We start from the raw sequence: 11889 nt of genomic DNA, 5'->3' as shown, positions 1-11889 counted from the left end.
ATGAAGTGGCTTCATCCTTTTGTCCTTTATTCTTGCAATACCCATGACGACTATCGATCCTGCAAAAACTTCTCGCGACTACCAACAAGAAGCGATCGCAGAACCTGCCCATCATCAGGAGCATCCCGATCTCCGCATTCCTGGACTGATTGTGTTTCTTGCGGCTGAAGGAATGATCTTTCTAGGGTTATTCATGGCATATATTGCCTTTCGTGCCGTGACTCCGGACTGGCCTCCGGAAGGAACGCCAAAACTAGAACTCTTACTGCCTGGAATTAACACGGCAGTTCTGATTGGCAGTAGCTTTGTGATTCACAATGCGGATCAAGCAATTCAGAAAAATGATGTGAAAGGCTTGCGGTTGTGGTTTGGGATCACGGCGCTGATGGGGGCTGTGTTCTTAGCAGGTCAGCTTTATGAGTATTTCCATTTAGAATTCGGACTGAGAACAAACATTTTTGCCAGCACGTTTTATGTTCTAACTGGCTTTCACGGGCTGCACGTTTGTTTTGGGTTGATTCTGATGTTGGCGGTACTGTGGCGATCGCGCGTTCCGAATCACTACAACAGCGAAAAACATTTTGGAGTCCAAGCCGCAGAAATCTATTGGCACTTTGTTGATGTCATCTGGATTATCCTGTTTATCCTGCTGTATCTTCTGTAAGTTTGATAAATTTAGAGGACGGATGGAGTAGTTTTGCTCCATCCGTTTTTAATTGAACTTAAAGATCTTGCGTTTTGCCTATTTATGCTGTCAACGTTTGTGATTACCCTGCGCGAAGGCGTAGAAGCAGCACTCGTCGTGGGAATTGTGCTGGCTTATTTGAGTAAAGCGGGTCGATCGAATCTCAATCCTTGGGTTTACGCTGGTATTGGTGCGGGTATAGTTGCCAGCGTTGCCGTTGGGGTTGTCTTTCTTTGGACATTGGGAAGTTTAGAGGCTTCCAATCAAGTATATGCGCCAGTGTTTAAACCATTGCTCGAAGCGATATTTGGATTGATTGCGATCGTGCTTCTGAGTTGGATGCTGATTTGGATGACAAAGCAGGCAAAATCACTCAAAGGAGAAGTCGAACGCGAAATCGATCAAGCAATGCAAACCAATGCCGCTTGGGGTGTGTTTGGCTTGATTTTCTTTGCGGTGCTGCGGGAAGGATTTGAAACTGTTGTGTTTATCGCAGCACAGTTTCAGCAAGGGTGGTCGCCTGTGATTGGTGCAGCGGGGGGATTAACAGGCGCGATCGTCGTTGGCATTCTCTTGTTCAAGCTGGGTGTGAAAATCAATCTGAAACAGTTCTTTCAGGGGATGGGAATTTTCTTGCTGCTGATTGTTTCTGGATTGGTGATCGGAGTATTGGCGCACTTGGATAAGAGCTTTGCAATTCTGTCTCAGTTGAATCCGCGCTATGCCAGCTTATGTCTCTCTGAGCCAAGTTCTTGCTTTCTGGGTGGATTGATTTGGGACGCTTCAACGGTGCTATCGCAGAAACAATTTCCAGGAGTCATTCTGCATACATTGTTTGGATATGTCGATCGACTCTATTGGATTGAAGCGATCGCTTATCTCAGCTTCCTTACGATCGTGGGTCGTTTGTATTTACAAAGCCTAAATCCTGTTAAGGAACCAAAACCGTCAGCGCTTTCGGAACAACCTTAAAATGCGCGGGCGTTGTCGTCGTGATTTCACCATCCGTATTAATTGATTTCGCCTTTGGCACATACACAAAAATCTCTTTTCCTTGCCAAGACTGCACCCAGCGAGATTGGGTATGAGTTCCACGGCGCAGAGCAGGCAGCGCCAGCGCCATTTGCCACCAGTGATCAATCTCTAGACTGTAGAGATCCAAGCGTTCATCGTCGATCGCGGCATCTTCCGCAACTGCCATTCCGCCACCGTAATAGCGACCATTGCCGACAGCGATTTGAACGGTTTTCACTTTCTGCGATCGACCATCGCACACAATTTCCGCTTTAAACCGCCGCGACTTCCACAACACCTGAAACGCAGTTGCAGCATAGGCAAATACACCCCAGCGCCGTTTAGCGGTCTTAGTTAAGCCGCGTGTAATCTGAACACTCAAACCCAAACTTGCAACATTAAAGAAATACTTGCCATTTACCCAACCGAGATCAATTTGTTGCTTCTTACCGTTCGCAATCACCTGACACGCTTCGGGCAAAGTTGAAGGAATGCCGAGCGTTCTCGCTAAATCGTTTGCCGTTCCGAGCGGCAGAATTCCAAGCGGCAACTTTGTTTCGATCAACCCTTCAACGGCAGCGTTCAGCGTGCCATCTCCGCCACCGACAATGACTAGATCCACGCGATCGCGATGCTCCCGAATCGTTTCCGCTAAGCGAGACGAACGATCGGTCGGTGCTTCGAGCAGTTCAAAGCCCAATACGTTTAACTGACTAATTGCAGCTTCAAGCTGAGCCTGTCCCTTACGGGCATTGCGATTGACGAGAAGGAGCGCACGACGAACCATGATAACCATCACAAGAATGCAGCCGATGCCGCGATTTTAGCGAATGTTCAACGTTCTCGCACGGATATACAACAATCGCTAAGATCGCGATCGAGCAAAAGTCGCCCAAAACGAAGCGAAATCCTCGATCGAACTCAGCACCTCGACACTAAGCCGTTAAGAAAACCACATCAGAATGATACAGTTTGATTCTAAGTATCCTCTTCCATCCGTCCTATGACTGCTCCAATCCTTGAAGTTGAAAACGTTCATGCAGGCTATGTCAAAGACCTGGACATTTTGCAAGGTGCGAATATGCGCGTCTATCCGGGTGAACTGGTGGCGATTATCGGACCCAACGGAGCCGGAAAATCAACGCTTGCCAAAACGGTGTTCGGATTGCTGAAGCCGCATACCGGAAACATTCGCTTCAACGGCAACGAAATCGCAGGACTTCGATCGGATCAAATCGTGCAGCGGGGCATGTCCTATGTGCCACAGCTTGCGAATGTGTTTCCGTCTTTGACGATCGAAGAAAATCTCGAAATGGGCGCATTTGTCCGAGATGTCCCGCTCCAACCGCTCAAGGACGAAATCTATCAGCGGTTCCCCCGTTTAGCAGAACGACGTAAGCAAAGAGCTGGAACCCTCTCCGGTGGCGAACGGCAGATGTTAGCGATGGGAAAAGCTTTGATGCTCAAACCGAATTTGCTGTTACTCGATGAACCTTCTGCGGCACTGTCTCCCATCTTGGTGAATAGCGTCTTTGATCAAATTAGACAGATTAATCGGGATGGAACCGCGATCGTGCTGGTCGAACAAAACGCCCGCAAAGCCTTGGAAATGGCGGATCGAGGCTATGTATTAGAAGCGGGGCGCGATCGATTTGAAGGAGTTGGATCAGAATTGTTGAACAATCCGAAAGTCGCAGAACTTTATTTAGGCGGAGGTAGGGCACGCGGTTAAAGAGGGATTAATCTTTCCTACTGTTGAGAGAGAGTGAGTAACCCCGAAAGACAGAGAACGACTGTAGTTTTTCTTTTTACAGTTAGGGAGTATAGGAAAGCACAGATTTTCTAACGTCATTTACTACTTTACCTTTTGAGGAAACCTATGAAATCTCACATGAACCTTGCTCAACGTACACTCGCTATTCTGAGCGCAACTGGAACCGCTGCCGTGATGGCATTGCCCGCATTTGCTCAAGCAGTGCCCACACAAGGCGTTGTTAACAATGGCGATGTCAACCGCCTGGAAAACCAAAATCAGTTCAATACTCAAACCCCCGGTAGCACTTCTGATAACTGTGTACCTGTAGCTGGTGGTGTGGGTGGCCCGATCGACTCCGAAACTTCGAGCAGCACTGGAATTGCACCGTCGAGCTATGACACTGCCAGAACTGGAGTTGACAATGGTAGCCTGACTCTGAATCCAGATCTCAGTGTCCGTAACAGCAGCGTTCGTAACAGCGCAAGCAGCTCGATCGGCGGCACCAATAATACTCAGAACTTAGACTCGAGTACCGCGGCTGCGAGAATTGGCGTTCCCAACACGGCTGGCACGACTACTAACCAGAGCGCTAACGCTAATATGAACGGCGACATGAGCATGAACCGCAGCATGAGCAGTTCGGTCAATTCGACCTCAGCGAACAACACTCAGAATTTAGATTCGAGCACTGCGGCTGCGAGAATTGGCGTTCCCAACACGGCTGGCGCAACGACAAACCAGAACATGATGGGTTCAACTGCGAACGAGAACACGATGGGTTCAACGACAACCTACAATTCCAATTCGGGTGTGCGTCCTGTTGCAGTCAATCGTCAGTTTGACGCAAACAACCCCAATCCGGCAGTAGCATACCGCTACAACGGTCCGGCAGGAACGGCTGGTCATGAAGTGATATCGAATTTGAATGCGCTCCAATACGGTCAACGATCGTTCAGTGCTAACGCTGGATCAAATCAAGTCGCTTCGTCGGTGTCTGTTGCTTGTGCGCCTCGTTAATAGCGAATTCGAGGATCGATGTAAGCGTTAATGATGTCGATCGCAATACTAGCGATCGCAACAATAGACGCAAAGAAAACAACGATTCCTTGCACGGTTGGATAATCTCGTTGAGAAATGGCTCGGTATAAGCGATTTGCAAGTCCGGGCCATGAGAATGTCACCTCTGTAAGAATTGCTCCCCCTAACAACGCAGCGAATGTCAGCCCCAGAATTGTGATCACTGGAATCATTGCATTTTTCAACGCATGATTGATCAGGATCTTCAATTCTGGGATTCCTCGTGCGCGGGCAGCTTCGACATATTCCGCTTGCAGAGTTTGCCTCAGATTAACACGCACGATTCGCTCAAAAATGCCGCTGATTAACACCCCAAGCGTAATCGCAGGCAGCGCAAGATAATAGAGCGCAACTAGAAATTGATCCAGATGACCACTGAGCAGACTATCGATCGTATACAGCCCCGTGACCGCTTGCGGAGGCGCGATCGTGAGCGGAAATCTCGTTCCCAGCGGAAACCATTTCAATCCAACAGCAAATACAAGCTGCAACACCATGCCGAACCAAAACATTGGAATGGAATAGGTGATGATGCCAAACAGCCGTCCACCTGCATCTAAGGCAGTGTTCGGACGCGAGGCGGAAATTGCACCCACAGTAATCCCAACCGCGAGCGCGATCGCCAACGACACGATTGCCAGTTCGACAGTTGCCGGGAAGAACTTACCAATAATTTCCCAAACGGCTTGTCCTTGAGTGGTTAAGGATTTACCTAAATCGAGTCGCAGCAACGACCCCATGTAGTCTAGGTATTGAAAAAATAAAGGTTTACCGAGTCCTAACTGATTGCGGAGTTCATCTTTCGCGGCTTGGGGTGCTCTTGGCCCTAAAAGTGCATCGACTGGATCGCCAGGAGTTGCTCTGAGTAGAAGAAACACGATCGTTGTGATCAACCAAATCATCATTGGAGCCATCAACAATCGGGATAAAACGTAGTAGCGTAACGCGCTCGATCGAGACATGAGTTGTTGCCTAGTGAAAATTGGTGCGTGTACCCGACACGGTAGAGGCGCTTCGGCGAAACGTCTCTACCCGGATTTATTGGAACCGATCGACCAGCGCCGCTCGCGCCTGTTCTCGATCGTCAAAATGAATCTTCTCCGTACCCAGAATCTGATAATCTTCGTGCCCTTTACCCGCGATCAACACGCCATCGCCGGGTTTTGCCTGCAAGATTGCGGTTCTAATCGCAGTCGCACGATCGCTAATCACAGTCGGGTTGACTGATTTTGGAATTCCAGCCACAACATCTTCTAGAATCTGCTCTGGATTTTCGGTTCTGGGATTATCCGAAGTGACGATCACCTGATCGGCTAACGCTGCAGCAATGCTCCCCATTTTCGGGCGCTTGGTACGATCGCGGTCTCCCCCACAGCCGAACACACAAATCATCTGTCCCCCAATAAACGGACGAGATGCTTTCAGCATATTTTCCAAACTATCCGGCGTGTGAGCATAGTCTACAATCACGCTGATATCTTGATCGGGTTTAATTTGAACTTGTTCCATCCGACCCGGAACTCCTGTAAATCCGGGTAGCGCTTCCACGATCGCGCTCAATTCCAACCCTAACTGTAATCCTGCTCCTACTGCTGCCAGCAAATTCGCTAAGTTAAACTGTCCGACTAACGGCGACTTAAACGCAGCTTCGCCCTTTGGAGTATGCAGTGTACCACTCACACCGTCTGATTCATAATTCAGATTGCTTGTCCACAGATCCGCTTGTTGCTGAGTGCTGTATGTCCAAACAGAGTCGCGATGCAACTGATTGACCAACTTCTGCCCATACGGATCGTCGAGATTGACGATCGCTTTCCCTCGCAAATAATCGCCATCAAATAAGAGCGCTTTGGCTGCGAAGTAGTCATCCATATCGCGGTGAAAGTCGAGGTGATCTTGGGTCAAATTGGTAAACACTGCTACTTCAAATTCGCAGCCCAATACCCGACCTTGAGCGAGAGCATGAGAACTTACCTCCATCACGCCATATTTGCAGCCAGCATCGATCGCTGAAGCTAACTGGTGCTGCAATTCCACCGGAAACGGAGTCGTATGCAGTGCCGTTTGCTGAAAGCCTTTCCAGCGCGTGTAGAGCGTTCCAAGTAGAGCAGTGGGTTTTTGCAATTGCGTCAGCAAATATTCAATCAAATGCGTGGTCGTGGTTTTGCCATTCGTGCCCGTGACCCCAACCAACTTCAGCTTTTGAGCCGGAAAATCATAAAACGCAGTCGCTAAATCGGCGCAAGCTTGAGCCATGTCGATCGCCGGAATCACGAGCGGTGGCGGCTCGGACTGAAACGCCGGATCGCCCATCGCCCGACTCGCAGCTTGCGGAGACACGATCGCCGCGATCGCACCTGCCGCGATCGCGCTTTGCCAAAAATCTCCTCCGTCCACACGAGTCCCCGGCATTCCGATAAACAAATCGCCCATCTGACAGGAAAGCGAATTCGTGGTTAACCGTTTGACTTCAGCATTGAGCGCGGGATGATTCGGAATCTCGCCCATGTTCGGAAGCTTGGCTAATAATTCTTTAAGCTGCATCGATAACTCCTTGCCCAATCGAGCTTCGCCTACGTTTTAAGCGTTTGATGACATATATTTCTGTAACATAGATTCCACTTGTTGAACGGTCGATCGTGGAGAAAGACGCGGCAGCATTTTATCCTCAAAATACAAAACCGGGATTTCGTATTGATACGCCTGAAACCAATCGTCGCGGGTCGTGATATCCCGAATTTCGAGTTCAAACGAGAAGCTGTGGATTTGCTCTAATTTCTCCTGCAACCCTTCACACAGATGGCATCCGGGCTTACTGTACAGAATAAGTTTCATGACTGCGTGCCAAATCATCCCCCGATATTATGACGAAAACGGTTTTAATTACAGGCGCATCAACGGGAATTGGTCGATCGACCGCTTTACTGTTCGCACAAAAAGGTTGGACAGTGATTGCAACGATGCGAACTCCCGAAAAAGCCGATTGGCTCACCGAAAACATTCATCCACTCCGGCTTGATGTCACCGATCGAAATTCAATTCAAAGCGCGATCGCTCAATCCTTGTCCCAATTTGGCGCGATCGATGTCCTAGTCAACAATGCAGGCTATGGATTGATCGGAGCATTCGAGAATTGTTCACCGGAGCAGATCCGTAAGCAGTTCGATACGAATGTGTTTGGACTGATGGAAGTCACAAGAGCCGTACTACCGCATTTTCGTGAGCGGCGATCGGGAGTGATTGTAAGCATTTCATCGATTGCGGGTCGAATATCGTTTCCGACCTACACAATGTACAACTCCAGCAAATGGGCGGTTGAGGGCTTTTCTGAAGGGCTGCAATACGAATTAGAGCCGTTTAACATCCGCGTCAAATTAGTTGAACCCGGTCCGATCAAAACCGATTTTTTTGATCGCTCTCCCGACATTGCCCGATCTGAAATTACTGCCTATGACGAGTTTGTCGATCGAGTTTTGGCAAACCTGAAACAGGCAGAGAATCAAGGCGAACCCGCAGAAGTTGTAGCAGAAACGATTTACCGAGCCGCAACCGATACTTCGCGGCGATTGCGGTATGGGAGCGATCGTGTCGGTCGCCTTTTCCTCACATTGAGAAAGGTGCTGCCTGACCGCGTGTTTAGTACAATTATTCGCAGTGGTATGACTCGCTAAATTTATGATCAAGATTCTTCATTTGTCGGATATTCATCTCGGTAGCGGGTTTGCTCACGGCAAGATTAATCCCGAAACTGGATTGAATACGCGACTGGAAGATTTTGTCGCTACTTTAGGAAAATGTATCGATCGCGCCATTTCTGAACCCGTGGATTTAGTGCTATTTGGCGGCGATGCGTTTCCGGATGCAACTCCGCCTCCCTACATTCAGCAAGCCTTTGCAGGACAGTTTCGCCGCCTTGCCGATTTAGGAATTCCTGTTGTTCTCTTAGTTGGAAATCACGATCAGCATTCTCAAGGGGCGGGCGGTGCAAGTTTGTGCATCTATCGAACGCTGGGTGTGCCTCATGTGGTTGTGGGCGATCGATTAGAAACGCATCGCATCCAAACCCGAAACGGTGACATTCAAGTGATTACCTTACCTTGGTTGACGCGATCGACGTTGTTAACTCGCCCTGAAACCGAAGGGTTATCAATGTCGGAAGTGGGACATTTACTGCTCGATCGATTACGAGCGGCAATGGAAGGTGAAATCCGTCGGCTCGATCCCACAATTCCAACCGTATTGCTGGCGCATTTGATGGTGGATGCCGCAAGCTATGGCGCAGAGCGATTTCTAGCCGTTGGTAAAGGGTTCACAATTCCATTAGAATTTTTAACTCGCGATGCGTTCGATTATGTGGCGTTAGGTCATGTGCATCGACATCAAATTTTGTCAGAAGATCCGCTTGTGGTTTATCCCGGCAGTATCGAGCGCGTTGATTTTAGCGAGGAACATGAGGAGAAAGGCTATGCTCTGGTGAAAGTCGAGCGCGGTTCGACCACGCTCGAATTCTGCCCGCTGCCTGTGCGCTCATTCTGCACGATCGAACTCGATTTAACCGAGTCGGACGATCCCCATTCAGAGTTACTGGCGGCGATCGAGAATAAGCCGATTGAAGATGCCGTCGTTCGCGTCATTTACCAAGTTCGTCCTGAGCAGATTGATTTGATCGATGATTCCGACTTGCACACTGTTTTATCGATCACGCACACCTACACGATTCAGGCAGGATTGCTCAGTCAGATGTCACGATCGCGCTTACCGGAATTAGGGGTCGGAAGTGCGATCGAGCCTTTAGATGCCCTCAGAGCCTATTTAGCCAATCGCGAAGACTTGAAACTGTTAGCTGAACCGATTTTAGAAGCGGCAAAAGCGTTACTAGCAGAGGAAGAGTTTTATATTGAATCGGATGCTGGAGAAATGGAAGCCGGGCAGACGCAATTGAAGCTGTTGTAGAAGCCAGTCGTTTTATCTGTAGCGATCCTGAATCAGTTGTGAAGTGGGGAGTGGGGTGTTGTTGCAAGAACGATCGCCAAACAAACCATCTTCAAAAATCAAATAAGGATTAATCCTTCACCTGAATTACATCGGTAGATTGATGGCAATAAATTCACAAAAATCTACAGTTTGATTATTAGCGGAACGATAAGTTCAGGAATCGCTAATCGCCTCAAATCTGCTGTTCTATTTTTGTAATTCATTTACTGGAAATTAATATGCCACGCCTAGTTGGGAAACGCTCAAATCCGACTCCCGCGATCGCGCTGATTATTCTCGCTGCCGCTGCCCTTGGAGTCTCACTTGAATACTACGGATATATGAATGTTGTTCCCGGATTTGGTCGTACTGTGCCTTATCCGATCGATCAAAATAACGACTTTGACGCAAGATAACTTGCTGAATTCTTATCAATTACATCCAAGCTTTAATAAGAGGGCATCATGAGAAAAGGAAGTGACATCATCGGCAGAACAATTCTTGCCTTTGATACTGGCAAGCGCGTGGCACGAGTTCAAGACCTCATCTTTGATCAAGACACCAATCAATTGCTAGGGATTCTAGTTCAAGAATCAGGTTTATTTCATTCAGCAAAGGTCGTTCCGCTTCAAGCAATCTCCGCATTTGGAAGCGACACTCTAATCATTCCAACTAAAGAAGCGATCATTTCTACACACCACGATGAGCGAATTCATCGGGTATTTCGTCGCAATATTATTCTCAAAGGCACCCGCATTGTTACCACCGACGGACGCTATCTCGGCTCTGTCGTCGATCTGTTCTTTGACGAGCAAACAGGCGCAATCGAAGGCTACGAAACGTCGGGCGGTATCTTTGCAGATGCTTATTCGGGTCGATCGTTTATTCCTGCACCTCAGACGATCCGCATCGGTCGCGATGTCACTTTTGTTCCACCCGAAACGGCGGAACTGATGGAAGAACAAGTCGGCGGCATCCGGGGTGCAATGCAAAGCGCATCGGCTCGCATTCAAGAAGGCTCAGAAGCGGCAGGTCAAAGCATTCAAACCGCAGCCCAATCGACACAGGAGCAGCTCCAACGCAGCGCAGAAGCCGCAAATACAAGACTCCAAGCCGCGACCACCACCGTCTCGAATGGATTTGAAAACGGAACGCACAGCGCCACCACAACGATGACAAATCAACTTGTCGATCCCGATGAGCAGTTTGCCTATGTGATTGGAAAGACGGTCGATCGCGATATCTACACCGATGACGGACAACTGCTGATTGGTAAAGATCAAGTCATCACCCTAACCGTTGCCGAAGCGGCTCGCTACGCAGGCGAACTAGAAAGCCTCTACCGCGCCGCAGGGGGAAGCTTGACTGCACCCGCTAACCGCCAGCTTCATGAATTGGGAGAGCGCGTTCAAACCGGATTTCAAGAAGTCAGCGATCGCGCCCGGACTGGATTTCAAACCTTGACTCAAAGAGCAAATGAAACCTTCTCGACGGTGACGGCTCGATTCGGAGTCGAACAAGCTAAAGGACGACGCGCCGATCGCATGATTCGCGCTGACAGTGGTGCGATCATCGCTGCACCCGGTCAGATCGTTACCGATATCGTGATCCAACGTGCCAAAGCCACCAACCGAGAAACTGCGCTCCTAGATGCAGTCGGATTGCATCCAACCGAAGCAGTTCGTGGTACGACAAACGATTCTTTAGCGATCGTCCGTACCCGCTTACAAAATCACTCCTCGATCGCATCGAGCCGACTGCATCAAGAAGCTGCAATCTTCCAGGAGGAAGCTGCGATCGCCCGCGAAAATGCCAAAACGCTGTGGCACGGCCTCAAGGAGCGCTTCGCTGAATACCAAGGTCGTAGCGCTAGTGCAATCCACCGCAATCGCGTCGAACACGCTTTGGGTCGTCCGGTGAATCGAGTCATTCTTGATCGTCAAGACAACGTGATCCTGAACGTGGGTGAAATCATTACTCACAAAGCGATCGAGCAAGCGGAAACCAGTGGTGTGATCAACATTCTGCTTAATTCTGTTTACAGCAAAGAACCGACGATTCGCGAAGAAGAGCTACGTGCCCCTGAGTCTGGGATGGCATCGCTAGAGCAAGAACACGCGATTCACAACTAACGGGGTTGAGAATTGGGGAGTAAGCTGTGTTTCGGATCTAAACAGAATCGAACAGCCGTACTCCCCGATGTTCTTTCGCGCTCGTCCTCTAAAAAAAATTCAGTTTTGCTTGGAATTTACCCAGTTTGTGTGTTAGATTAAGCAAGGTTACGAAATCCGCGGGTCGCTAGCTCAGCGGTAGAGCATTCGGCTTTTAACCGACTGGTCTCGGGTTCGAATCCCGGGCGACCCATACTTTTCCGGGGCTGCTA

Annotated in this window: 12 protein-coding genes and 1 tRNA gene; 9 read left to right on the top strand and 4 right to left on the bottom strand. The window is 49.1% G+C overall.

What is annotated here, in order from left to right; genetic code table 11:
• Window positions 1-43 precede the first annotated feature (43 nt).
• Both NC980_RS10605 and NC980_RS10600 read left to right on the top strand, forming a co-directional pair.
• Window positions 44-664, top strand: coding sequence for a heme-copper oxidase subunit III (locus tag NC980_RS10605; protein ID WP_190379121.1), 621 nt, complete (start codon window positions 44-46; stop codon window positions 662-664).
• A gap of 84 nt (window positions 665-748) precedes the next feature.
• Complete coding sequence (locus NC980_RS10600; RefSeq protein WP_190379120.1) at window positions 749-1657, top strand: FTR1 family protein; 909 nt, start codon at window positions 749-751, stop codon at window positions 1655-1657.
• Here NC980_RS10600 and NC980_RS10595 read toward each other — a convergent pair.
• Window positions 1617-2486 carry a lipid kinase gene (locus tag NC980_RS10595; protein WP_190379119.1) on the bottom strand — a complete coding sequence of 290 codons (870 nt, stop codon included), beginning with the start codon at window positions 2484-2486 and terminating at the stop codon, window positions 1617-1619. The genes NC980_RS10600 and NC980_RS10595 overlap by 41 nt on opposite strands.
• A 216-nt stretch (window positions 2487-2702) precedes the next feature.
• On the opposite strand from NC980_RS10595, the gene NC980_RS10590 reads away from it, so the two are divergent.
• Both NC980_RS10590 and NC980_RS10585 read left to right on the top strand, forming a co-directional pair.
• A complete protein-coding gene (locus NC980_RS10590) occupies window positions 2703-3431 on the top strand; it encodes an ABC transporter ATP-binding protein (protein WP_190379118.1) in 729 nt (242 codons plus the stop codon).
• A 147-nt stretch (window positions 3432-3578) separates the two neighbouring features.
• Window positions 3579-4472, top strand: coding sequence for a hypothetical protein (locus tag NC980_RS10585; protein WP_190379117.1), 894 nt, complete (start codon window positions 3579-3581; stop codon window positions 4470-4472).
• Here the strand turns inward: NC980_RS10585 and NC980_RS10580 are convergent.
• The 3 genes from NC980_RS10580 to NC980_RS10570 form a co-directional block, all read right to left on the bottom strand.
• Window positions 4469-5494: an ABC transporter permease gene (locus NC980_RS10580; RefSeq protein ID WP_190379116.1), complete on the bottom strand. Its 1026-nt coding sequence runs from the start codon at window positions 5492-5494 to the stop codon at window positions 4469-4471. The genes NC980_RS10585 and NC980_RS10580 overlap by 4 nt on opposite strands.
• Window positions 5495-5570: 76 nt before the next feature.
• Entirely contained in the window at window positions 5571-7076 is a 1506-nt protein-coding gene (locus tag NC980_RS10575; RefSeq protein WP_190379115.1) for a UDP-N-acetylmuramoyl-L-alanyl-D-glutamate--2,6-diaminopimelate ligase, read from the bottom strand.
• Between the two features lie 36 nt (window positions 7077-7112).
• A complete protein-coding gene (locus tag NC980_RS10570; protein ID WP_190379114.1) occupies window positions 7113-7367 on the bottom strand; it encodes a glutaredoxin family protein in 255 nt (84 codons plus the stop codon).
• A gap of 29 nt (window positions 7368-7396) precedes the next feature.
• On the opposite strand from NC980_RS10570, the gene NC980_RS10565 reads away from it, so the two are divergent.
• The 5 genes from NC980_RS10565 (at window position 7397) to NC980_RS10545 (ending at window position 11870) form a co-directional block, all read left to right on the top strand.
• Window positions 7397-8203: an SDR family oxidoreductase gene (locus NC980_RS10565; protein ID WP_190379113.1), complete on the top strand. Its 807-nt coding sequence runs from the start codon at window positions 7397-7399 to the stop codon at window positions 8201-8203.
• A 4-nt stretch (window positions 8204-8207) separates the two neighbouring features.
• Window positions 8208-9485, top strand: coding sequence for an exonuclease subunit SbcD (gene sbcD / locus NC980_RS10560; RefSeq protein WP_190379112.1), 1278 nt, complete (start codon window positions 8208-8210; stop codon window positions 9483-9485).
• Between the two features lie 260 nt (window positions 9486-9745).
• Window positions 9746-9922 carry a hypothetical protein gene (locus tag NC980_RS10555; RefSeq protein WP_190379111.1) on the top strand — a complete coding sequence of 59 codons (177 nt, stop codon included), beginning with the start codon at window positions 9746-9748 and terminating at the stop codon, window positions 9920-9922.
• 48 nt (window positions 9923-9970) lie between these two features.
• Window positions 9971-11638 (top strand): PRC-barrel domain-containing protein, encoded by a 1668-nt coding sequence (locus tag NC980_RS10550; protein WP_190379110.1) that lies wholly within the window; start codon window positions 9971-9973, stop codon window positions 11636-11638.
• 160 nt (window positions 11639-11798) lie between these two features.
• Window positions 11799-11870: transfer RNA gene (locus NC980_RS10545), tRNA-Lys, on the top strand.
• Window positions 11871-11889: the final 19 nt, after the last annotated feature.

It is taken from the genome of Leptolyngbya sp. AS-A5 (assembly GCF_039962495.1).
In the GTDB taxonomy this organism is placed as follows: domain Bacteria; phylum Cyanobacteriota; class Cyanobacteriia; order Leptolyngbyales; family Leptolyngbyaceae; genus Leptolyngbya.
The sequence above is the reverse complement of the archived record's forward strand: the minus strand, read 5'-3'. Positions and strand labels throughout refer to the sequence as shown.

What these genes read in the sequence shown, in the direction of transcription:
- NC980_RS10550 (WP_190379110.1), top strand. Translation starts at nt 9,971, where the DNA reads ATGAGAAAAGGAAGTGACATCATCGGCAGAACAATTCTTGCCTTTGAT.
- NC980_RS10585 (WP_190379117.1), top strand. Translation starts at nt 3,579, where the DNA reads ATGAAATCTCACATGAACCTTGCTCAACGTACACTCGCTATTCTGAGC.
- NC980_RS10575 (WP_190379115.1), bottom strand. Translation starts at nt 7,076, where the DNA reads ATGCAGCTTAAAGAATTATTAGCCAAGCTTCCGAACATGGGCGAGATT.
- NC980_RS10590 (WP_190379118.1), top strand. Translation starts at nt 2,703, where the DNA reads ATGACTGCTCCAATCCTTGAAGTTGAAAACGTTCATGCAGGCTATGTC.
- NC980_RS10580 (WP_190379116.1), bottom strand. Translation starts at nt 5,494, where the DNA reads ATGTCTCGATCGAGCGCGTTACGCTACTACGTTTTATCCCGATTGTTG.
- NC980_RS10555 (WP_190379111.1), top strand. Translation starts at nt 9,746, where the DNA reads ATGCCACGCCTAGTTGGGAAACGCTCAAATCCGACTCCCGCGATCGCG.
- sbcD (WP_190379112.1), top strand. Translation starts at nt 8,208, where the DNA reads ATGATCAAGATTCTTCATTTGTCGGATATTCATCTCGGTAGCGGGTTT.
- NC980_RS10595 (WP_190379119.1), bottom strand. Translation starts at nt 2,486, where the DNA reads ATGGTTCGTCGTGCGCTCCTTCTCGTCAATCGCAATGCCCGTAAGGGA.
- NC980_RS10570 (WP_190379114.1), bottom strand. Translation starts at nt 7,367, where the DNA reads ATGAAACTTATTCTGTACAGTAAGCCCGGATGCCATCTGTGTGAAGGG.
- NC980_RS10565 (WP_190379113.1), top strand. Translation starts at nt 7,397, where the DNA reads ATGACGAAAACGGTTTTAATTACAGGCGCATCAACGGGAATTGGTCGA.
- NC980_RS10605 (WP_190379121.1), top strand. Translation starts at nt 44, where the DNA reads ATGACGACTATCGATCCTGCAAAAACTTCTCGCGACTACCAACAAGAA.
- NC980_RS10600 (WP_190379120.1), top strand. Translation starts at nt 749, where the DNA reads ATGCTGTCAACGTTTGTGATTACCCTGCGCGAAGGCGTAGAAGCAGCA.